The following is a 22,422-nucleotide window of genomic DNA, read 5'->3' as shown; positions in this document are numbered from 1 at the left end:
AAGGGCGCCTAAGGCGCCCTTTTCGATTCTGGCATCAGGGAATCAAACTTCTTCCATTTTGCCCAGCAGCGCGCGCAGGCGATCTTGCCATACGTGCTGCTCTTCTTTCAGTTGCTGATTTTCACGCACCAGAGATTCGTGGTTGCCTGAAGCAGCCTGAACTTCGTGAGACAGAGTATTGTTTTTGTCTTTCAGTTCTTCAATTTCCATCTGCAGCAGGGTGATGGTATCGATCGCCTGCTGAACTTTTGCTTCCAATTTCTCAAATACTTCAAATGACATTCTTCAGTCCCCTCATGATAGCAAGGCGTACATCTATAGCTAACGGCCGCAACTCAGGTTGCAACCGCTGCGAATATGCATCGCGCCAAGTGACACGCGCTTTTATTGAAAAAACGCGCCTGTCTCGATAAAACGGTTCTTTCGATAAAAACGATTGTAAGTAGCCTGTCCCCGACTGTCTAGCAACATACCGGCTCATCGCGCAGTCTGTTGCAATTTTCCTGCCCTCACTATCAGCAAAAACTGAAAATGCCCGTCGAACAAAAAAGGGTTTGTTAACAATTGGTGGGAAAACCACTGGTCAGATCACACTTTCATGGCGCAGAAAGAACACCAGACGACGCGAATTCGCTCAATTTTATGACGAAGCACACACATTTTGATTTCGCTATTTCTCGTTTATGTTCGTTAACGATAAATTTACATCACGTCCTCAATTAATAATTGGACGAGATGAAAAAAACTGTACCCATAGGCCAAGTGGATTAGCACAGTGAGCCTATAAACCTATAACCGCCGTTTTGCAGGACAACAACATTATGAGCCAAACCACCAGTCCGACCCTAAAAGGCCAGTGTATCGCCGAGTTCCTCGGCACAGGTTTGTTGATCTTTTTTGGCGTAGGCTGCGTTGCCGCACTGAAACTGGCGGGCGCCAGCTTCGGCCAGTGGGAAATCAGCATCATTTGGGGCCTGGGCGTTGCCATGGCCATCTATCTGACTGCTGCCATCTCCGGTGCGCACCTTAACCCGGCCGTCACTATCGCGCTGTGGTTGTTCGCCTGCTTTGACGGACGCAAAGTACTCCCTTACATTGTCGCGCAGATCGCCGGAGCCTTCTGCGCAGCAGCCCTGGTCTACGGGTTGTATTACAACCTGTTCTTCGATTTCGAAGCGGCCAACCATATGGTCCGCGGCAGCGACGAGAGTCTTGCTCTGGCCGGTATCTTCTCCACTTATCCTAACGCGCACATCTCCGTCGGCCAGGCCTTCCTGGTGGAAACGGTGATTACCGCGATTCTGATGTGCCTGATTCTGGCGCTGACCGACGACGGCAACGGTATTCCACGTGGCCCGCTGGCACCGCTGCTGATCGGTATTCTGATTGCCGTTATCGGCGCCTCCATGGGACCATTGACCGGCTTTGCTTTGAACCCGGCGCGTGATTTCGGCCCGAAACTGTTCGCTTATCTGGCAGGTTGGGGCAAAGTGGCCTTCACCGGGGCACGTGATATCCCGTACTTCCTGGTGCCAATCTTTGGCCCTATCCTCGGTGCCGGTCTGGGTGCCTTCGGCTACCGCGCCCTGATTGGCCGCCATCTGCCGTGCGATGTTTGCGTAGAGGAAGAAGAACCCGCTACCAAGGCCCAACAGCGCAAAGCGTGATTGACACAGTTTTAAAACGGTTAACAACAGCAGGATTAAGATCATGACAGTAGAAAAAAAATACATTGTCGCTCTCGACCAGGGAACCACCAGTTCACGTGCCGTAGTGCTCGATCACGATGCCAATATTGTTGCGGTATCTCAGCGCGAGTTCACGCAGATTTACCCGAAAGCCGGCTGGGTTGAACACGATCCGATGGAGATCTGGTCATCACAAAGCTCCACGCTGGTGGAAGTGCTGGCAAAAGCCGACATCAACTCCGATCAGATTGCCGGCATCGGCATCACCAACCAGCGTGAAACCACCATCGTGTGGGAAAAAGAGACCGGCAAGCCGATTTACAACGCCATCGTCTGGCAATGTCGCCGCACCGCCGACATCTGCGAAAAGCTCAAGCGCGATGGCCTGGAAGAGTACATTCGTCACAACACCGGCCTGGTGGTCGACCCGTACTTCTCCGGCACCAAGGTGAAGTGGATCCTCGATAACGTTGAAGGTGCCCGTGAACGCGCCAAACGCGGCGAGCTGCTGTTCGGCACCGTCGACACCTGGCTGGTGTGGAAAATGACCCAGGGGCGGGTGCACGTGACCGATTACACCAACGCCTCGCGCACCATGATGTTCAATATCCATGAGCTGGACTGGGACGATCGCATGCTGGAAGCGCTGGACATTCCGCGCGTCATGCTGCCGAAAGTCCGTCCATCCTCCGAGGTGTACGGCCAGACCAATATCGGCGGTAAAGGCGGCACGCGTATTCCTATCGCCGGTATCGCCGGCGACCAGCAGGCGGCGCTGTACGGCCAACTGTGCGTTCAACCGGGCATGGCGAAAAACACCTACGGCACCGGTTGCTTCCTGCTGATGAACACCGGCAAAGAAGCGGTGCGATCCAGCCACGGCCTGCTGACCACCATCGCCTGCGGCCCACGCGGTGAAGTGAACTATGCGCTGGAAGGCGCGGTATTTATCGGCGGCGCCTCTATCCAGTGGCTGCGCGATGAGCTGAAACTGATCAGCGATGCGGCCGACTCCGAATACTTCGCCACCAAGGTGAAAGACAGCAACGGCGTCTACGTCGTACCGGCCTTCACCGGCCTGGGCGCCCCTTACTGGGACCCGTATGCCCGTGGCGCCATCTTCGGCCTGACCCGCGGTGCGAACAGCAACCACATCATCCGCGCCACGCTGGAGTCCATCGCCTACCAGACGCGCGACGTGCTCGACGCCATGCAGGCCGACTCCAACACCCGCCTGCAGTCGCTGCGTGTGGACGGTGGCGCAGTGGCCAACAACTTCCTGATGCAGTTCCAGTCCGACATCCTCGGTACCCGTGTTGAGCGCCCTGAAGTGCGAGAATCGACGGCTCTGGGTGCGGCCTTCCTGGCGGGCCTGGCCATTGGTTACTGGAACGATCTGGATGAGGTGAAGAGCAAAGCCGTTATCGAGCGTGAGTTCCGCCCAAGCATTGAAACCACCGAGCGTAACTTCCGCTACAGCGGCTGGAAAAAAGCGGTTGCCCGCGCCCAGGCATGGGAAGATCACGACTAACCCCCCCTTTGCTTTGTTGACCGAATCACGCGCTGCCCCCGGGCGGCGCGTTTTTTTGCCCCGCCCGCTGCCGCCCTGCTGTGATAAACTTTGCCGATATTTTCTTCCTTTCTCACAACGGGTTTTGCCATGAAACGTGAATTAGCCATCGAATTTTCCCGCGTTACCGAAGCCGCCGCGCTGGCGGGCTACAAATGGCTGGGACGCGGCGACAAGAATGCCGCCGACGGCGCTGCGGTCAACGCAATGCGCATTATGCTCAATAAAGTGGATATCGATGGCCGCATCGTGATCGGCGAAGGCGAAATTGATGAAGCGCCCATGCTGTATATCGGCGAGCACGTCGGCAGCGGGCAGGGCGATGCGGTAGATATCGCGGTCGACCCCATCGAAGGCACCCGCATGACCGCCATGGGCCAACCCAACGCGCTGGCCGTGCTGGCGGTGGGCGATCGCGGCACCTTCCTGCACGCGCCGGACATGTATATGGAAAAGCTGGTGGTAGGCCCGGCGGCGCGCGGCGCTATCGATCTCAATCTGCCGCTGGCAGAAAACCTGAACCAGGTCGCAGCCCGACTGAACAAGCCGCTGGCGCAGTTGACGGTGGTCATTCTGGCCAAACCGCGCCACGACGGCGTTATCGCGCAGATGCAACAGCTCGGGGTGCGGGTCTTCGCTATCCCCGACGGCGACGTAGCGGCCTCCATCCTGACCTGCTTGCCGGAAAGCGAAGTCGACGTGATGTACGGTATCGGCGGCGCACCTGAAGGGGTGATTTCCGCTGCGGTGATCCGTGCGCTGGACGGGGATATGCAGGCGCGACTGCTGCCGCGTCATCAGGTGAAAGGCGACAGCGCCGAGAACCGCCGCATCGGCGAAGAAGAACTGGCGCGGTGCAACGAGATGGGGATTGAGGCCGGCAAGGTGTTGGTATTGGACCAAATGGCGCGCAACGACAACGTCATTTTCTCCGCCACCGGCATCACCAAGGGCGATCTGCTGGAAGGCATTAGCCGCCAGGGCAATATGGCCACCACGGAAACCTTGCTGATCCGTGGTAAGTCCCGCACTATCCGCCGCATTCGCTCAACCCATTATCTGGACCGTAAAGATCCGGCGCTGCACGAGTTCTTGCTGTAATTCAACAGGGCGCCATTGGCGCCCTGTTGGTTTTATGCGGTATGCCCCTGATGCTGGAGACGATTTGACAACGGCCACCAGCACAGCAAAATCAGCAGCGCCATCGCAAACATCAGCAGGCCGAGGCTGAACTGCCCGGTCTGCGGCAGCATGGCGGAGAGCCAGGTCGCCAAACCCGAGCCCATATTCTGCATACCGCCCACCAAGGCGCCCGCCGCACCCGCCAGATAGGGGAATGGCTCCATCGCGCCGGTGGTAGCCAGCGGGAACAACATCCCTGCGCCGAAAAAGAACAGCGCCGCCGGCACGATCAGCGTCCAGATGTTCATCACGCCAAACCAACCCGGGATCCACATCATCAGACCTGCCAGCAGACAGCTGATGACCGAATGCCACATCAGGCTGTGGAAGGTTTTGCCGTCACGGCCGGCGTACCAGGCACCGAAAAACGCGGCAGGGATCGGCAGGATAAACAGGATACTGACGGTCAGCCCGCTCAAGCCCAACACGCCGCCCATCAGCACGCCGCAGCTGGCCTCGAACACCGCGATCCCCGCTAGTGCACCGATCAGCATCACCAGATAACAGCTGAAAGTGCCGTCGGCCAGCAGCTTGCCGAAACTCGCCAGCATGCGCCGTTTTTCTGTCTGTTGCGGCCGGGTTTCCGGCAGCCAGCGGAACATGGCGAAGGCAACGCCGGCGCAAAGCGCCAACAGGAAAGCGTAGCAAGCGCGCCAGCCGAATATCATCGCCAATGCCCCACCGATAATCGGCGCCAGCAGCGGGCTCACCAGAATGCCCATATTGAGCAGGCTGTTGGCATAGCGCAGTGAGGTCCCGGCATACAGGTCACGCGGCATGGTACGCGCCATCACCCCCGCCACGCCGGTGCCCATTCCCTGAATGGCGCTGGCGGCAACCAGCATCGTCAGGCTATTGGACAAGAACGCGCCCAGGGCACCAATCAGGAAAATCATCATCCCGGCGAGGATCACCGGGCGGCGGCCAATGCGGTCCGACAGCGGGCCGTAAATCAGCTGTGAAAAGCCATAGGTCATCAGATACGCCGCCATCACGCGCTGCACCGCACCGGTGCGCACCGACAGATCTCGGGCAATGTCGGCAATGACAGGAACATAAATGGTTTGCGCCATCTGACCGACGGCCACCAACAGGGTGAGCATCACCAGCAGGTGAAAATTGTCTATTTTTCTCATTGTCTTCGTTAGCGTATTAACTCGTCACAGCGTCCCGGCATGACTCCGGATTGAGTCAGAACGGCGAGCAGCCCTCTATGGCGGCATAAGCTAACAAATCTGATTTTTTTAGCGAGTTTCAGACAGATATTGATCCCGGTCACACTGGCAGCAAAGGCAACCAACCTCGTAAATTAAACTGTACGTCTAACGCTTAAGGGGTAAAAATGGCGAGATCGTCGTAATTTGGCTTTAGCATTTAATCGATAATTATTTTCATCATCTTGAAATAAAATAACACCATAGGGATTTGGTTCATGAAAACACCAGAGCTGATTTTATTGCAGTTGAAAACCTTGGGGCCGCATTCCGCCAAAATGCTGGCTGAGCGTCTGGACATCACCCCAATGGGTATCCGTCAGCATCTGCAATCCCTGGAAAGACGTGAGCTGGTTTGTTACGAAGAAGCGCGTACCAAAGTAGGCCGCCCAACGCGTTACTGGTCGCTGACCCAGCAAGGCCACGCTGAGTTCGCCGATTGCCACGATACGCTTGCCACGGCGTTACTGGAGTCTGCCCATCAGTTGTTTGGCGCCGAAGGTGTGGAACAGCTGATTAGCGAACGGGAAGAAAAGCTCTATCAGCGCTATGCCAAAGAGCTGTCGGAAGAACGCAGCCATCAAGGCAAACTCGCCCGGTTGGTGCGCCTGCGGCAGCACGATGGCTACATGGCCGAACTGTTCGAACATCCGCAGGGCATGCTGCTGGTGGAAAACCACTGCCCGATCGGCGTGGCGGCCACCGTCTGCAGCAACCTGTGCAACTCGGAACTGCGGTTGTTTCACCGCCTGTTTGGCCACGGCTACCGAATAGAACGCGCTGCGCATGCCATTTCCGGCTCACGACATTGCGCTTATTTGATTCGACCATTGGAGCTTTAGAGTATGGCTGACTGGGTTAATGGCAAGGTTACGCAGGTAGAGCAATGGACCGACGGGCTGTTCAGCATTACCGTCCATGCCCCTATTGATACCTTTACCGCCGGGCAATTTGCCAAACTGGCGCTGGAAGTTGACGGTGAGCGCGTGCAGCGCGCCTATTCCTACGTCAATGCGCCCAGCGATCCGAATCTGGAGTTTTACCTGGTCACCGTGCCGGAAGGCAAACTGAGCCCGCGGCTCAATCAACTGCGACCGGGATCGGAAGTGATGGTGACCAAAGAGGCCGCCGGTTTCTTCGTGCTGGAAGAAGTGCCGGAGTGCGACACCCTGTGGATGTTGGCGACCGGTACCGCCATCGGCCCTTACCTGTCCATCCTGCAGGAAGGCAAAGACCTGGAACGCTTCAAAAATTTGGTGCTGGTGCATGCCACCCGCTTTGCGCGCGATCTCAGCTACCTGCCGCTGATGCAGCAATTGCAGCAGCGCTACAACGGTAAGCTGCGCATTCAGACCGTCGTCAGCCGCGAAGACGCCGCAGGTTCACTGACCGGGCGCGTGCCGGCGCTGATCGAAGACGGCCGGCTGGAAGCGGCGGTGGGGCTGCCCCTAGATGCCGAAACCTGCCACGTCATGCTGTGCGGTAACCCGCAGATGGTGCGAGACACCCAGCAGACGCTGAAGGATCAGCGGCAGATGCGTAAACATCTGCGCCGCAAGCCGGGCCATATGACCAGCGAGCATTACTGGTAACCGCAGGCTTATTTCCTGCGGAACCTGACCGGCTCGGCTTCCGGGCCGAAACGGTTGTTCCTTGGGGTGCCGACAAAGGCGCCCAGATCAATCATCATCATCACGAGAATCAGCGTCGGGATAAAACGCCCGATGCCCCACTGCCAGATTGGCGCCAGCATCTGCCAATTGCCCGCCGCCAGCATCCACGCCAGAATCAACAGCAGCGCCCACCAGCCGGCCTTGTTGCGATCGTGCAAGCGCTTGATCAGCACCGCCGCAGTTGGCCACAGCAACGCAACGATAAAGAACGCTATCGACTGGATAGCCACCAGTTGGTAATTCGCCAGCGTAAAGGCGACGGCCATCAATACCAGCCAGGCACCCATCCAAATCCAGAAGTCACGCCGCCCGATACGGCCCTTAAAAGAAAAACACCACTGCTGTAACGTCATCGATTCCTGCGCTCTTAGCCTGCCCATATTCTGTCGCGCAGTGTAACATAGGCTCCGCCGGGCGGAGATTTACGCCCTGCATTACGCGGAGTAACGCACAGCTTTCCTGTCAGCGAGCGATAATGGCGCGGGATCTTTGACAATCCCCCTCGGTTATCGCTTTAATCGGAGCCATCTTTGTTCTTGATGCCGTGTATGCCATGCTGAGAAAATCCATCGCCATCGCCTGCCTGTTGCTGGGTATCAGCAGTGCCTGGGCCGATCCACCGGATGCCGCCGCCAGTGCGTCGCCCACCGCACCTTACCTGCTGGCCGGCGCGCCGACGTTTGATCTGACGGTGGTAATATTCCGCGAAAAATACAATCGCGATAATCCAACGCTGCCGATCGGCGAATTTCGCGCCATTGCAACCGCAGAAGACGACTCGCCATTGCTGACGCGTGCCGCCAGCAAGCTGAATGAAAACCTCTATGCCTCCACCGCGCTGGAAAAAGGCACCGGTAAAATCAAAACGCTGCAGATCACTCACCTGCCGCTGCAACAAAGCAGCGAAGAGAAAGCCGCTCGCAGCGTTGCCGTCAGCTACATGGCCGCGCTGATGCGCCAATTTGAACCTGCGTTGACGGTGGAGCAAAGTCTGGCGAAAGTGACCAGCCTGTTGGAAAAGGGCAAAGGCTCACGCTTCTACCAACAGCAGGTCGGCGCGATCCGCTACGTGGTATCGGACAACGGCGATAAAGGGGTAACTTTCGCTGTTGAACCGGTTAAGCTGGCGTTATCCGAGCCTTAACAGCTGGGTATTTAATGACGAAAAGCAAAGCCTTCGCGCTTAATCATCTCTATACTGTTGGCCAGGTAAACTGCCGGTCCGGCAGTGGTTATTTCGACTCTCGCGTTCCCTTGTTGGAGGAAAAAACATGCGTCATCCATTAGTTATGGGTAACTGGAAGCTTAACGGCAGCACTCACATGGTTAACGAACTCATTGCCGCTCTGCGCAATGAACTGAGCAGCGTTGACGGTTGTGGCGTGGCTATCGCACCGCCGGTGATGTACCTGGATCAGGCCAAGCACGCTCTGGCCGGCAGCCGCATTGCTCTGGGCGCTCAAAATGTAGACGTGAACCTGTCCGGTGCATTCACCGGCGAAGTTTCCGCTGACATGCTGAAAGATGTAGGCGCGCAATACATCATCATCGGCCACTCCGAACGTCGCACTTACCACAAAGAAACCGACGCTGCGATCGCCGAAAAATTTGCCGTGCTGAAAGCGGCCGGTCTGATCCCGGTGCTGTGCATCGGTGAAACCGATGCAGAAAACGAAGCGGGTAAAACCGAAGAAGTTTGCGCACGCCAGATCGACGCCGTGCTGAAAACCCAGGGCGCTGAAGCGTTCAAAGGTACCGTTATCGCTTATGAGCCAGTTTGGGCCATCGGTACCGGCAAGTCAGCTACGCCTGCGCAAGCACAGGCAGTACACAAATTTATCCGCGATCACATCGCCAAGCAGGACGCAGCCGTAGCTGCAGAAGTGATCATCCAGTACGGCGGTTCTGTAAACGATAAGAATGCTGCCGAGCTGTTCACCCAGCCGGACATCGACGGCGCGCTGGTTGGCGGCGCATCACTGAAAGCTGACGCTTTCGCCGTGATCGTCAAAGCCGCTGCAGCCGCTAAAAAAGCCTGATTTCATTCGGCTCATAAATAACAAAACCCCGGCATGCCGGGGTTTTTTATTGCAGTCACAAAAGCATCAGCGCTTGCTGATCTCGTCGAATACGCCGCCGGTGGCAAAGTGCACCTTCTGCGCTTCAGTCCAGCCGCCGAAGGTATCATCCACGGTGAACAGCTTCAGTTTCGGGAACTGGTCGGCAAATTTGGCCGCCACCGCCGCATCACGCGGGCGATAGTAGTTTTTCGCCGCGATGGTCTGCCCTTCCGGCGTATACAGATACTTCAGGTAAGCCGTAGCCACATCGCGAGTGCCGCGCTTATCGACCACTTTATCTACCACTGAGACGGTCGGCTCTGCCAGAATCGATTCGCTCGGGGTGATAATTTCAAACTTGTCTTTGCCCAGCTCTTTTTCCGCCAACAACGCTTCATTTTCCCAGGCAATCAGCACATCACCGATACCGCGTTCGACGAAGGTATTGGTTGAGCCACGCGCACCGGAATCCAGCACTTCAACGTTTTTATACAGATTTTTCACGAACTCCTGCGCCTTGGCTTTATCGTTATTGTTGTGGTGCAGCGCGTAACCCCAGGCAGCCAGATAGTTCCAACGAGCACCGCCGGAGGTTTTCGGATTCGGTGTAATCACCGACACGCCCGGTTTAATCAAATCGGCCCAGTCGTGAATTTGTTTTGGGTTGCCTTTGCGCACCAGGAACACGATGGTCGAGGTATAAGGCGCGGAGTTGTCCGGCAGACGTTTAATCCAGTCTTTATCGATGCGCCCACGCTCGGCGATGGCATCCACATCATAGGCCAGCGCCAGTGTGACCACGTCGGCCTCAATACCGTTAATCACCGAGGTGGCCTGCTTGCCGGAACCGCCATGCGACTGACGCACCGTCACTTTATCGCCGGTTTGCTGCTGCCAGTACTTACCGAATGCGGTGTTGTATTCCTGATAGAACTCACGCGTCGGGTCGTACGAAACGTTCAGCAGTTGGATATCTTTCGCCATGGCACCGGACGCCAGCAGCATTATTGTCAGACCTACACCCCATTTACGCATCGACTCGCTCTCCCAGGAAAATAATCGCAACCTCAATCGGTTGATTTAGCATCAGAGCCTGCCAGAAACTCTCCCACCAATTAAAGAATTAAAAATTTTGGGCTAGACGATTATGGAATATAAACGCGCCGGACAAAAAAAAGCCCCCGCATGCGGAGGCTGTGACTGCTGGGCTGGACGGGGATCAATACAGTTTTTTCGCCGTATCCAACCAGTCGCCCTTAAACGGGCGCTTCATGTTTTCGATCGCATCGATGATGTCGTGATGCACCATCTTCTCGTTCTGGATACCGACGCAACGGCCACCGTAGCCTTGCAACAGCAGTTCGATGGCGTAAGCGCCCATGCGGGAAGCCAGAATACGATCGTAAGCCACCGGCGAACCGCCGCGCTGAATATGCCCCAGCACGGTAGCACGGGTTTCGCGCTTGGTTTCTTGTTCGATATGGCGCGCCAGTTCATCGATATCGCAGATGTGCTCGGTGATCGCCACGATCGCGTGTTTTTTGCCTTTGGCGATGCCGGCCTTGATTTCACAAACCAGGTCTTCGCGGTTGAATTCGGTTTCAGGCAACACGATAAATTCACAGCCGCCGGCGATGGCCGCCGCCAGCGTCAGATCGCCGCAATAGCGCCCCATCACTTCAACGATGGAAATACGCTGATGCGAAGATGAGGTATCGCGCAGACGGTCAATCGCTTCGACCACGGTTTCAAGCGCGGTGAAGAAGCCGATGGTGTAGTCGGTACCGGCCACGTCGTTATCAATGGTGCCCGGCAGGCCGATACAAGGGAAACCTTCTTCCGTCAGGCGCTTGGCCCCCATATAGGAACCGTCGCCGCCGATCACCACCAACGCATCGATACCACGGTTCTTCAGGTTTTCAATCGCCTTGGCACGCACGCTGTCGTCTCTGAACTCAGGGAAACGCGCTGAACCGAGGAAGGTGCCACCGCGGTTGATCATATCGGACACGCTATAGCGGTCCAACCGTTCCATGCGATCTTCGTACAAACCAAGGTAGCCATCGTAAATACCAAAAACTTCCAGACCTTCCGAAAGCGCGGCACGCACAACGCCACGGATCGCAGCATTCATACCCGGCGAATCACCGCCACTCGTCAGTACACCGATTTTCTTGATCATGACTACCTCTGAACTGTAGATGCAATTTCTTAAGAATTCTGTATTCGCCGATTGCCTTGGAACCTCTCCGGCTGCAGAAAACCAGCGTTACGGCTTTATTGCTGGATATTATAACAAAAACACCCAGCTGAATTGATTCAAGTCACGCAATATTACGGTAAAAAATCGACATGGCACGCTGAGCTAACTCGTTATTCGCCTGCCGTACTTATCCTGACCGCCCTGCATGAATTATAGCTCCCAATGCCCCTGCCGGCCCGATGGCACCACGGAACAAGGGTCCTGGTGGATGAGGACATCCGCCCCCGGAAAACGGTGCAACAGCGCCTGCTCCACCTGTTCGGCCAGAATGTGCGCCTGCATCAGCGGCAGATCATCGTCCATTTCCAGATGCAACTGGATAAAACGCGTCGGGCCGGACTGGCGTGTGCGCAGATCGTGCGCGCCTTTCACCCCCGGCCAGGAAGAGATTACATCGATAATCGCCTGGCGCTCCTCATCCGGCAATGCTCTGTCCAGCAGCGATTGTACCGCTTCATAGCCCATCCGCAGCGCGCTATAGAGAATGTAGACGCCAATTCCCAATGCAAACAGCGCATCTGCCCGCTGGAAACCGTACCAGCTTAGCCCAAGCGCAATAAGAATAGCACCATTCATCATGACATCTGACTGATAATGCAGCATATCTGCTCGCACGGCCTGGCTGCGAGTTTTTCTTACCACCCAACGCTGATATGTGACCAGGATCAGGGTGCTGACCAACGCAACGATTGTCACGGCAATACCTATGCCGGGGTCACGCAAGGTTCCCGGCGAATACAGATGCTGAAAACCGGTCAGAAACAGAAAAAGCGCCGAGCCGGAAATAAACATGCTTTGCGCCAGCGCCGCCAGCGACTCCGCCTTACCATGCCCGAAGGTGTGCTCCTCATCGGCCGGTTGCAGCGAGTAACGCACCACCAGCAGGTTAGTCAGCGACGCGGCAACATCCACCAGGGAATCCACCAGCGCAGCCAGCAGGCTCACCGAACCGGTGCGATACCAGGCAACAATTTTTATCAGTAACAGCGTGGAGGCCAACACGGTGGCAGCTAACGCGGTGGACTTCACCAAACGCGCATATTGCGGTTCCATAACCCACCTTGGGTAAAACATGAGAGGGTCAGTATAACGGAATGACGGGCAAAAAAAGCCCCGCCATCATGGCGGGGAAGACAGGGATGGTGCCCTAATTTCTTAACTATCCAACTGAGATAAAAGGATTTATCTCTACCAACGTCCACACGTTGACCACATCGAAAAAAAGCCCCGGATTTCCGGGGCTTCTTCGTTCTGCTACATCAGCATGCTTTGCTGACCGTAATTGTTTGGGTGCGGCAGTACCGGCACCACATGGCCGGGCTTCATAATGGTGCGCTCGATGGTTTCCATGGTGACAAATGTATGGCTGCAATTGATGTTCTGACACTGGTGATAGCGCTCTTTGGTGTTCTCACTGAGATAACGACTTGAACGAGCGTGTGCAGCAGTTCCGCAGATATTGCAATGAAACATAATTTATCACCTCCACCATTCAACATTGATAAAGTGATTTTAGACTTTTTATCTTTAATATCAATGGATTATTATCGATTTAATCTTGTTGGATTTCCTCCTCGTACTCCACATCAGAAAGCTTCACCTCAAGCTCTAACGCCGTCGTGTAGCCGTTATCGCTGAGTGAATGGGTCACCTTAGTGATTGTCCACGCCTGCTCATCTATGACGCGCTTAAACCCCTTCACCGCTACCGGCGTTTCCGGATATAAATCTGCGCGCCCCATGGCGAGACTGATAGAAAACTCCGCAACACCACGTTGCAACTTGTCCCACTTCGCCAGTGCGGCGCGCATCGCCTGCGCCTTGCTGGCATAGACGGTAGTGATGGCAAACACATTATCGGCCTCGCCGGTCATGTACTCCCCTTCCCTCGCCTCTTTCGGCTTGGTCGCCGTCTTCTTGGCAGTAACCGGCTTTGCCTTGGGGTGTTGCAGCGCGCGCAGGTGCTGCGGCTTCGGTTTGCGTTTGAGCTTGACCCGCTGCTTTTGCGGCTTCGGGTCTTTGGTGTGCAACCATTTCGCCGTCACGCCGGTATATGCGGCCCGGTCAGCAATCGCAAATTGATGTCGGTCACCGTCACGGCGCTCAATGGTCATCTGCGGTATCGGCTTACCGCTGGCGGTAACGCCATTACCAGCCCGGATAAATAGCAACCTCCCGGCTTTTATCGACACCTCCGCCCCGTTGCGGCTGGCAAGTCGCGTCAAAAACTTGGCGTCGGACTCCTGCGACTGGTCGATATGCGGAACTTTAACCCCGGCCAGCTCTTTCGCAACGCGGGCGGTCAGCTTGTTCCTCTCGGCAATTTTGCCAATCACCGCACCGAGTGTCGTGTCGTGATAAGACTCTTCCCGGCGGGCATTGAGCGAACCGCGAAAATCAGCGGAGCGGGCTCGAATAGTCAGCGTGTCAGGCGTTCCCCGATGCTCTATCTCGTCGACGGTAAAGTTGCCTTTGTTGAACAATGGCGCCCCCTGCCAGCCAAGATGAAGCGACAGCACTGCGCCTCGGCCGGGCATCATGACCTGACCGTCGGCGTCGTCCAGCGCAATATCCAGTTGGTCAGCTTCAAATCCGCGGTTGTCCGAAAGCGTCAGGGAGAGCAGGCGGGCGCTGATATCGTGCGTGATATCCTTGTCGCCCATTTTGAGCATAAACGCCGGGGCGATGGTTGCTCCGGCATCCAGCGTCATCCCGGTAATCATTGGAGCAGCCCTCCCGCCATGTTCCCCGCCTTGGCCGCCAGCTCGCTCACCTGACCGAGCATCCCCTCGGCCTGCGCCTGCAAATCGCCATACATGGCCGTAAAGGATTCATCCACGCGCGTGAGCGTGAGTGTAAACTCGATGCGGCGCGCGCTGCCGGTGGAGAAAAACTCCGTGCGGGTTTCGCTGACGCTGTTCACGACAAACATGCCGTAAATGGTGCCAGTCCCTTCCAGCAGCGGCCACGCCTTGCCCTCGGCCGCCATCGCATCGAGCAGTTGCATTGAGATTTTGCCGCCGGTGATTTCAGGCAGCAGTACGCCGGAGAGCGTGATTTTTTCCTCGTTCACGCCAAGAAATTGCAGCGCAGGCCGCTGGCCGACACGGCTGTTTGACGGCCAGCGATAATCTACCGAACGCGCCAGCGTTTGATACGGCACCGTCTGCAACTGGAACACAAACAGCCCAAGAATCAGCATCATCAGCACATCCCCTTAATCCATCGCCATATTTGAGCGTTGCGCCGCGCGGCGCTTGCGCTCCCGTTCTTCCACCACGTCCAGCAACATCCGCTTGGTTTCCGCCGCGCTGGCTCCGCCGGGGTGCTGACTGCCGACGTGGAAATTATTGACGCTGTTATCCACATAAGATTTCCCGCCCCCGGCCGTAACCGGTACATAGCCGCCCGTCAGCAAGCCACCCGACGGGGAATACCCGCGCCCGTTCGCCCCGTTGGCGTAGTCATTGGCCTTCTGCGCTTTCTTGTCGAGGTCGCTGGATTCAGCATTGATGACGCCAAGCTTTTCCAGCACCCAATCAATGCCCTGACGCAGCTTGTTGAATGCCCTGAGCGGCAGCATCAGCACGTCGGCCAATCCGCGGCCAAACGCCAGCCCGGAGTTTTTACAGTTGTCGAGGGTCTCCTTCGTTGATTTCACCGGCTCGATTAAATCTTTGAACCATTGCCAGACCGCCTTTAGCTTCTCGCCGAGCCAGTCAAAAACCGGCTTCAGCGGCCTGAACAACTCGCCAACCGGCGCAAATGCACTGATAAGCCCCTCAATAACGCCGCTGAAAAAGGCGCTGATAGGCTGCCAGTATTTGCGGATCAGCAGCGCACCGGCCACGATGGCCGCACCCACCGCCACAATCGGCCACGTCAGCGCGCCGAGCACCGCCATGATGGCCCCGCCCGCCACGCTAAAGGCCGTCCCCAGCGCGCCAGCAACCGCAATGATGCCGTTAATCCCCATGATGACCGGCCACGATGCCAAGCCAATCGCCCCCAGAGTGCCGACAATCGCAAGGCCACCGAGCGCGACTTTGGCCAGCGTCCCGGCAAGCTCTTTGTTGTTTTTGATCCAAAGGTCAATTTTCAGCAGGAACTTTGTCGCGCGGGTTGTCAGCTCACGGAAAGGCGTTTCCAGTTGGTCATACATGTCGATGCCGATGGCCTCATAGGCGGACTGAAGCTCTTTCAAATCCCCGCCGAGGTTGTCCTGCATGACTTTGACCAGCTCCTCCGTCTTGCCGTCAGACTCCCGGAGCAACTTGGTCAGACGGTCAAGCTTGCCGGAAGCCGCATCCCCCATCAGCACCGCAGCGGCCGACGACGCTTCTTCGCCGAAGATGACTTTCATGTACTCCGCGCGCTGGGCGGTGCCGAGCTTGTTTTTATCGAAGCTCCTTTGCATTTCCTTCAGGATGGTGAATAGCGGCCGCATATTGCCTTTGCGGTCGGCGGTTTTGACGCCCAGCTCGCCCAATGCATCATTCGCCTTACCCATGGGAGCCTGCAACCGGGTAATCACTGCGCGGCTCCCCGTACCGGCCATAGAGCCGGTGATTTTGGCATCCGCCAGCGCCCCGGCAATGGCCGCCGTTTCCTCGACGCTGATACCGGCATTTTTCGCCACCGGCGCGGCATAGGTCAGGGTGTCGCTGAGCCCTTCGAAGTTGGCAGCGCTTTTATTCATGGTCTGTGAAATCACATCACCAATGTGCGCGACTTGGTCGTTTGCCAGCCCAAATGCGGATTTCACCCCCATCAGCAGGGTGGCGTTTTCCTCCATGGTTTTACGGTTGGCCAGCGCCATATTGAGCGTGACCGGCGTCGCGGCGGTGATCGCATCTTTGTCGCCGCCCGCTTTGGCAATGATGATTTGGGCCCCGGCAGCGTCATCCGCCGACGCTGCCGTGTTATCACCAAGCTGCCGCGCTTGCGTGCGAAGCGCCACCATGTCAGCCGAGTCTTTTGCCACGCCGAGCACGGCCTGTAGCTCGGAGTTTTTTTGCGCAAAATCATACCCCGGCGTCAGGAGCTTTTTGGCCGCAAAACCGCCCACGGTTGCCGCCCCGACACCCGCAGCGCCCGCGCCCGCCACATTGCCCGCCAGTTGCTTTCCGGCCTGATAGCGCTGGCTCACTGCGCTGAGTTTTGCCTGCTGCTGGCTGACGCGCGACAACGCCTCCCGCTGGCGGTTGAGCTGGGCGGTGGTCTCACTGATGGAGGATTTCAGGCGGCGCTCGTCGGCGGCGAGGGTGCGGGTGTTAATCCCGACCTGCGCCAGCTCTTGGCGCTGACGCTGCACCGACTGGCGCAGCCCGTTATATTTGAGCTGCAACTCGGCGGCCGAACGCTTGGCCGCCTCCATCAGCTGCGCCTGTGCGCGGCTCGGCTTCTCGGTGTTTTTGAACTGCACCGCAAGCGCGGCGGCTTCCTGCTTGGCCTTTGCCAGCGCCTGACCGGTGACGGCAAGCTGCGCGCTCGATTTGCGGAATCCTTCGACGCGCCCGGCCTGTGCGTTCAGCTCTTTAAGGTTTTGCCGGATGTCGCGGATTTCCGCAGACAGCGATTTACTCGCTGTCTGGATGCTTTTAAACGGGCGGCTCGCTTGGTCAACGGCTTTGAGTAGCACCTGCAACCTGACGTTGTTACTCATTCGTTTGTCCGCTTCGGTGGAGCGCTTTGTCGCGCCAGTTGAGGAGTTCTTGCGGTGTCATCGGGTAAAGCTCTGACGGCGGCCAGTGAAAAATCGTCGCGATATCCGCCATCAGGTCATCAACCGACAAACCGGCAGGAAAATCTAGCGTGCCGAACTCGGTGCCAAAAAACCGATAACCTTCCCGGCCAGCGCCACAAGGTCAGGCAGCTCCAGCGCCGCGACTTCACTTTCGGTCAGGGGCGGATACGTCATGCGCGGCAGCACCTTAATCAGCGCATCGACTTCAGAGTTAGCCAGCGCGGCCAGCCCGACGCCGCGCAGAGTACCTGCATTGGGCTTGGTCAGCGTCACCGTATCGATAAAGGTTTCGCCGCGCTTGACGGAAGTATCCAATTTCACAACGTTCGGGTTTTCGGTTGTGGCGATGATGTTTTCGTCTTTCATGATGTGATTCCAGTTCAGTCAGGGGAATGGCGGCCGGACCTGCCGACCGTCCGGTGATTACAGCCCGATATTGCGACGGTGCTGCGCCAACATGTCGACGCCGTTCACGCGTTCAACCATGTTGACGGTGTCCACCTCGATGCGCTCTTTGCCGTCGACGGTCAGCTTGAAATAGGTGCATTGCGTCGAGATTTTTGTCTCGGTGTCCTCACCCTGTTTCTGGTCGCCAAAATCAAACTCTTTGTGACGGCCACGCAGCACAATCTCAACGGCGACCACATCGCCGGTATCATCGCGCTGGTAAGAACCGCAAAAGCGAAGCGGCACAGATGCAGCACTGGCGGCGGCGTACTGCGACCAGAGCTGGTCATCGGGGAAACCGCCGATAGTCCACTCAACGCTGAGGGCATCGTCGTCTAACCCCATATCAACCGGGGCCGCGCCGTTCATACCGCCGCCGCGATAGTTCTCCAGCTTGCGCGTCAGTTTCGGCAGGGTCACAGAGCTGACCACGCCCATATAGCTCAGGCCGTCGTTAAACAGGTTGAGGTACTTCAGTTTGCGCGGGAGTGCCATGGTTTAACGCGTCCTCTTAGCTGTTGACGCCAGCGGCCAAATTCACCAGATATTTATCGGTGATACGCTGGCGCAGGGTCAGGTCTTCCAGTGGGGGAACCGGGGTATAGTCATAATCGATATACAGTTTCCCGGCTTTCAGGGTCTCTTTATCGTTGGCCGATTCGTCGTACCAGCAATCCGCGTCGATGATGTAGCCGTTGGATTTCAGCTCGCGGAATTTGGCTTTGATGCCCTCGACAATGTCGCGGATAAGCGTGGCGGTGACCGGCTTATCCACCGCCCACATGTGCGCCTCGGCCATGGTGTCAGCCAATACCTGCGCGGTGCGGGTGTAGTTCTCGAACAGGAACAGCGGGTCATCAGAGCAAGAGCGGTTGCCCCAGAAGCGAAAACCGTCTTTACGCACCAGCGTGGTGACCCCTGCCTCATTGAGCAGGTCAGCATCGGTGCCGGGTGCCTGCAAATCCCAGAACACACTGGCGGAAATGCCGGTCACGCCATTGACGCCGACGTTAGAAAGCGTTTTATGCCAACCGGTTTCCGTGTCGATTTTGGCGCGCAGCCCCAACGCGCGAGCGGTGGCATGAGCTGTGGTGCTGACGTTGTTGGTGGTATCCCACGCGAGGAAATCCGGCCAAATGAGCATCAGCTCGCGCTGACTGAAATTGTCGCGGTAGGCGATGGCCTCGGAAATGCTTTTGCAGCCGTACGCGCTGATATAACCGAACGCGCGCAATTGCTGGCAAATCCCGGCCAGCGCCGTCGCCACTTCCACCGAATCCAGCCCCGGCACGCCCAGAATGCGAGGTTTCACACCGGTGACGGCCTGCGCAGTGAGCAAGGCTTTCATGCCGGTATAGCGGCCGTTTTCGTCCGCGCCGCCGATGATGTTTGACGTGGTTTCCGCCGCATCTTTGCCCTCTTCGACGCGCACAACAACCGTCACCGGTTTGCACTGGTCGCCAATGGCTGACAACGCTTTCGCCAGCGTGCCGGATTTCCCGGCCTTACCGGCAGCGGCAATCACATCGGTAATCAGTACCGGGGTGTTGAGCGGGAAAAGCTTCGGGTCGGCATCTTTGCCGGTGCAGACCATGCCGACGACGGCCGTCGATACGGTAGAGATGACGCGCGTGCCATCATTAATTTCGACGACGCGCACACCGTGATGATAATCGCCCATTAACTTGCTCCATGGTGAGTAGGTGCAGGCATGATGACGCCCAGCGCACCGGGCCGCACGCGGTGGGCGCTGGAAGGCCGACCAGACAACAAACCGGGCCGGATTGGGGAGCTTGGCGGGAATGACGATCGTTTGCGCCGATCAATAACGCCGCATTGATCTATGCAATCAATTGGACGGATTTTAGCCGGGCGGGGTAAGGTCGAAGAGTAGACGCGGCAACATCAGGGAAAGCCGCAAATACAAAAGCCCGCATCGCTGCGGGCTTTTTTCCTTAGAGGCCGGGAACCACTGGCCAGTTAATCTCCGGGGCTGATATATCAAGGCGATTCAGCGTCACGCGGTATTTTTTCCAGTCCGCCAACAGTGCTTTTTCTGCCTTGGTCGCCATATCCAAATCAACAGCATCCTGAAGCGGGGCAACAGCCTTACCCGCGATCGCCAGCAATTCATTTTTTCTGGCTTCAGCCCTCGCCATAATTTCTTCTGCGGAATAGGCGCGCGGGCTAACCTTCTTCCCGTCAAACACCCACTCACCATTAGCCAGACAGCGCTTTGGCAGCTTCGTCCGGTTCAGCTCAATAACCGATAAGCCAATCGGCCACAGCATCGACACATCGCTGTTAATCGCGCAGATAATGCCGCTTTCGTCATAAGCCAGTTTTACGGTGTCCGGCGAAAACAATTTTTGCGCAGCGTACCAGTCAATACCGTTATCATCCTGAAGATAAATCACGTTCTCGCCGAGGAATAATTCTTCCGGCGTGTATCGCTTCAAATTCTTAATGTGTTGCATTTTACACCGTTCCAATTGTTGCCCATGTGCCGTTAATCAGCACCTGAACCGCTGAGTAAGCGCCCCAGATTGAGGGATTGTAGTTTGAGCCGGACATGCCGGTATAAACACAGCCCGACGGTAAATCGATGCGCCCGCCGGTATCCGCGATAACCGTGCGCCCGGCCATGCGCACACCCTGAACCAAATTCTGATAGGCCCAGTTCTGCGCATTGTTCTGCGCAGCCGAGATATTTTGATTAAGCCAGTTGCTGAGGTAGCCGCCCCAGCAGCTGCCCTGAACGTTGCCGTCAGGGTGCCACGTCGTCCCGCTTGACGTGGTGATCGCGGGCCAGTTACCGCCGATATGAATACCCGACTCAAAGGCGGCGGCACCGGTTCTGACATCCACAGAAAACGGACGCAGGTTGTTGAATGTGCCGTACTGGTCGTTTTCTTTTGTCAGCAGCAGGTAAAGCCGGTTGCCGTCATTACGCCAGAAGGAGCCGAACCCGCCGCCGACCATGCGATAATTATCAATGTGGGTAGATTGGATCTCCGCGCTGGTCTTTAGCGTCCCGCTTAACTGCCCGCCGGTCTTCGCCAGATAGCGGCCATCTGCTTCGGTTTTATTCCATGCGTTGACGTCACCGGCCAACAGATTCACATCAGCGGACAGCGGCTTACCGTTCACCTTGATGGAACGGAGCGCGTATTTCTGGGCGGCCTGCGCGTCGGTCAGCGCGCCGACATCTGCCGCAGTGGGTTTGTAGTCCGTCGTATAAACTCGCGCCCAGCGGAGCGAAGCCGCGCTGTCTTTTCGCATCGAGCGCAAATAAAACGCCATATCGCCGGAGCCTACGGCAAATTGTACATTGCGAAACTCGTTCACTTTCCCGGTAAACAACACCCCCATGCCGCCCGGCACGGGATAGCCCTTATTGGCAGTGGCAACCAGAGATTCTACGGTAAAGCCATTTTCGCGATTTAAGTCATCGTCAGCATTGGCGGTATTTTCGTTCGGGAATACGATACGCGGCAGAGTCAACGCCCCTTTCATCGTGTCGCCGGTCTGTTTTACAAATCGACCATCGGACTCTGTTTTACTCCATGCGCCAACGTCTGCCGCCGTCGGTTTAAACTTCGTCGTGTAAGCCTGAAACCACACCACCCCATTACTGGGGATATTCGAACGGCCAAAAAATGCGTTGCCGTTGTTTTGTACCGCCATATACGCCCCCGACGGCCCACCGTCGCAGGGCAAACTCAGCACGCCATAAACATCACCGCCCGGCGTATTCTTTGACGAACTATTAACCCGGTAGATTTCAGCCTGATTGCAATACGCATCTTCACGGTGACGTGAGCCGCTTCCCAATCCAAATGCGCCGACCTCCATCAGTTGCCCACCTTCCAGCCCGACGTTTTTCGTCGCGGCCGTGCCTAACGCCAAATTGCCGCGCGCGGCGGCCTTGTCGGTCAGGTCTGAAAGGTTCGCGGCCTTCTTCATGCTGGCATCGTTGACCGCTTTTAACGCTTTGGGCGTGCTGGCTTTCGTTTCGTCGGTGCTGGTTGTCGCGCTGCTCAGCTGTACCAGCCCTTTCGCCGTGGTGCTGGCGTCGGGGTGATTGCGGGTTTTCTCATGCGCGGTAATCGCGTCGGTAACATAGTCTTTTGTCGCCAGCACGGTATCGCCACCGGCAATTACCTGAATCGCCTCAGTGCTGCTGACAATCAAAATCATGCGCAGCGTCTGCGTGCGGCCGCTGCCCTCTTCGAGCTTCGGCTTGTAGCTCTCCGCCATATTACTGACGGCAATCAGCGTCCCGGCCTCATCATAGAGGCCCATTTCACGCAGCCAGAATCCGCCAACGTTCGCCGGAATAATCATCTCGGCGAGAATGTGATTTTTCAGCGCCTTATCGATAGTCAACCCGTTGAGCGCCGCGCGGTATTTCTCGTTGACGAGTTTTGTTTGCGCCGGATTGGGCGTCGGCAGCGTGCCGTTCCCGTCGCCGACGGCCATAGAGACGATTTTCAACTGCGTGCCGCCCGCGCTGGCGGCGGCAATCTTGGCCGCCCCGGCGGTGGTAATAATCGCTTTGTATTTGTTCATGATTTTCT

The 22,422-nt window shown here is 56.9% G+C and carries 23 protein-coding genes; 7 read left to right on the top strand and 16 right to left on the bottom strand.

From position 1 onward, the window contains the following. Positions 1-42: 42 nt before the first annotated feature. Positions 43-282, bottom strand: a complete 240-nt coding sequence (gene zapB, locus ACUTQW_RS22735) for a septal ring assembly protein ZapB (RefSeq protein ID WP_004953193.1) — start codon at positions 280-282, stop codon at positions 43-45. Positions 283-821: 539 nt separating this feature from the next. Here zapB and ACUTQW_RS22730 point away from each other — a divergent pair. From ACUTQW_RS22730 to glpX, 3 genes are all read left to right on the top strand, one after another. Next, positions 822-1,667 (top strand): MIP/aquaporin family protein, encoded by an 846-nt coding sequence (locus tag ACUTQW_RS22730; protein ID WP_004953195.1) that lies wholly within the window; start codon positions 822-824, stop codon positions 1,665-1,667. Positions 1,668-1,710: 43 nt separating this feature from the next. Next, the gene (gene glpK / locus ACUTQW_RS22725) at positions 1,711-3,219 is read left to right on the top strand and encodes a glycerol kinase GlpK (RefSeq protein WP_006328848.1); all 1,509 of its coding nucleotides are present in this window, start codon (positions 1,711-1,713) and stop codon (positions 3,217-3,219) included. Between the two features lie 129 nt (positions 3,220-3,348). Further along, on the top strand, positions 3,349-4,359 hold the full coding sequence (glpX, locus tag ACUTQW_RS22720; RefSeq protein WP_006328849.1) for a class II fructose-bisphosphatase: 1,011 nt from the start codon (positions 3,349-3,351) through the stop codon (positions 4,357-4,359). A gap of 32 nt (positions 4,360-4,391) precedes the next feature. Here the strand turns inward: glpX and emrD are convergent, their stop codons facing one another. Continuing rightward, the gene (emrD, locus tag ACUTQW_RS22715; protein WP_004953205.1) at positions 4,392-5,576 is read right to left on the bottom strand and encodes a multidrug efflux MFS transporter EmrD; all 1,185 of its coding nucleotides are present in this window, start codon (positions 5,574-5,576) and stop codon (positions 4,392-4,394) included. A gap of 296 nt (positions 5,577-5,872) precedes the next feature. Here emrD and ACUTQW_RS22710 point away from each other — a divergent pair, with 296 nt between their 5' ends. Continuing rightward, a complete protein-coding gene (locus ACUTQW_RS22710) occupies positions 5,873-6,496 on the top strand; it encodes a helix-turn-helix transcriptional regulator (protein ID WP_004953208.1) in 624 nt (207 codons plus the stop codon). A 3-nt stretch (positions 6,497-6,499) separates the two neighbouring features. Then, entirely contained in the window at positions 6,500-7,246 is a 747-nt protein-coding gene (fpr, locus tag ACUTQW_RS22705) for a ferredoxin--NADP(+) reductase (RefSeq protein ID WP_004953210.1), read from the top strand. Positions 7,247-7,254: 8 nt separating this feature from the next. On the opposite strand, the gene ACUTQW_RS22700 is transcribed toward fpr, so the two are convergent. Further along, a complete protein-coding gene (locus tag ACUTQW_RS22700; protein WP_006328852.1) occupies positions 7,255-7,680 on the bottom strand; it encodes a DUF805 domain-containing protein in 426 nt (141 codons plus the stop codon). Between the two features lie 200 nt (positions 7,681-7,880). Here ACUTQW_RS22700 and ACUTQW_RS22695 point away from each other — a divergent pair, with 200 nt between their 5' ends. Further along, positions 7,881-8,471, top strand: a complete 591-nt coding sequence (locus tag ACUTQW_RS22695) for a DUF1454 family protein (protein ID WP_006328853.1) — start codon at positions 7,881-7,883, stop codon at positions 8,469-8,471. A 127-nt stretch (positions 8,472-8,598) separates the two neighbouring features. Continuing rightward, a complete protein-coding gene (gene tpiA / locus ACUTQW_RS22690; protein ID WP_004953219.1) occupies positions 8,599-9,366 on the top strand; it encodes a triose-phosphate isomerase in 768 nt (255 codons plus the stop codon). Between the two features lie 66 nt (positions 9,367-9,432). On the opposite strand, the gene ACUTQW_RS22685 is transcribed toward tpiA, so the two are convergent. The 13 genes from ACUTQW_RS22685 to ACUTQW_RS22625 form a co-directional block, all read right to left on the bottom strand. Then, entirely contained in the window at positions 9,433-10,422 is a 990-nt protein-coding gene (locus ACUTQW_RS22685; protein WP_004953224.1) for a sulfate ABC transporter substrate-binding protein, read from the bottom strand. A 184-nt stretch (positions 10,423-10,606) separates the two neighbouring features. Further along, on the bottom strand, positions 10,607-11,569 hold the full coding sequence (gene pfkA / locus ACUTQW_RS22680; protein WP_004953227.1) for a 6-phosphofructokinase: 963 nt from the start codon (positions 11,567-11,569) through the stop codon (positions 10,607-10,609). A gap of 231 nt (positions 11,570-11,800) precedes the next feature. Then, on the bottom strand, positions 11,801-12,703 hold the full coding sequence (gene fieF / locus ACUTQW_RS22675; protein WP_006328866.1) for a CDF family cation-efflux transporter FieF: 903 nt from the start codon (positions 12,701-12,703) through the stop codon (positions 11,801-11,803). A 201-nt stretch (positions 12,704-12,904) separates the two neighbouring features. After that, a complete protein-coding gene (locus tag ACUTQW_RS22670; protein WP_033643461.1) occupies positions 12,905-13,123 on the bottom strand; it encodes a DNA-binding transcriptional regulator in 219 nt (72 codons plus the stop codon). A 79-nt stretch (positions 13,124-13,202) separates the two neighbouring features. Next, positions 13,203-14,372, bottom strand: a complete 1,170-nt coding sequence (locus ACUTQW_RS22665; RefSeq protein WP_197780992.1) for a phage late control D family protein — start codon at positions 14,370-14,372, stop codon at positions 13,203-13,205. Next, a complete protein-coding gene (locus ACUTQW_RS22660; RefSeq protein ID WP_033644295.1) occupies positions 14,369-14,854 on the bottom strand; it encodes a phage tail protein in 486 nt (161 codons plus the stop codon). The genes ACUTQW_RS22665 and ACUTQW_RS22660 overlap by 4 nt, the downstream gene beginning before the upstream one ends. A 12-nt stretch (positions 14,855-14,866) precedes the next feature. Next, a complete protein-coding gene (locus tag ACUTQW_RS22655; RefSeq protein WP_197780991.1) occupies positions 14,867-17,314 on the bottom strand; it encodes a phage tail tape measure protein in 2,448 nt (815 codons plus the stop codon). Then, on the bottom strand, positions 17,307-17,426 hold the full coding sequence (locus ACUTQW_RS22650) for a GpE family phage tail protein (RefSeq protein ID WP_071796738.1): 120 nt from the start codon (positions 17,424-17,426) through the stop codon (positions 17,307-17,309). The genes ACUTQW_RS22655 and ACUTQW_RS22650 overlap by 8 nt, the downstream gene beginning before the upstream one ends. Positions 17,427-17,458: 32 nt before the next feature. Further along, positions 17,459-17,761, bottom strand: a complete 303-nt coding sequence (locus ACUTQW_RS22645) for a phage tail assembly protein (RefSeq protein WP_197780989.1) — start codon at positions 17,759-17,761, stop codon at positions 17,459-17,461. A gap of 57 nt (positions 17,762-17,818) precedes the next feature. Further along, positions 17,819-18,337, bottom strand: a complete 519-nt coding sequence (locus tag ACUTQW_RS22640; RefSeq protein ID WP_197780988.1) for a phage major tail tube protein — start codon at positions 18,335-18,337, stop codon at positions 17,819-17,821. A 16-nt stretch (positions 18,338-18,353) separates the two neighbouring features. Continuing rightward, entirely contained in the window at positions 18,354-19,523 is a 1,170-nt protein-coding gene (locus ACUTQW_RS22635) for a phage tail sheath protein (RefSeq protein ID WP_197780987.1), read from the bottom strand. A 274-nt stretch (positions 19,524-19,797) separates the two neighbouring features. Beyond that, on the bottom strand, positions 19,798-20,319 hold the full coding sequence (locus tag ACUTQW_RS22630; RefSeq protein WP_197780986.1) for a tail fiber assembly protein: 522 nt from the start codon (positions 20,317-20,319) through the stop codon (positions 19,798-19,800). 1 nt (position 20,320) lies between these two features. Continuing rightward, positions 20,321-22,414 carry a phage tail-collar fiber domain-containing protein gene (locus ACUTQW_RS22625; protein WP_232098488.1) on the bottom strand — a complete coding sequence of 698 codons (2,094 nt, stop codon included), beginning with the start codon at positions 22,412-22,414 and terminating at the stop codon, positions 20,321-20,323. Positions 22,415-22,422 lie beyond the last annotated feature (8 nt).

This window comes from Serratia sp. TSA_7, assembly GCF_052692135.1.
The sequence above is the reverse complement of the archived record's forward strand: the minus strand, read 5'-3'. Positions and strand labels throughout refer to the sequence as shown.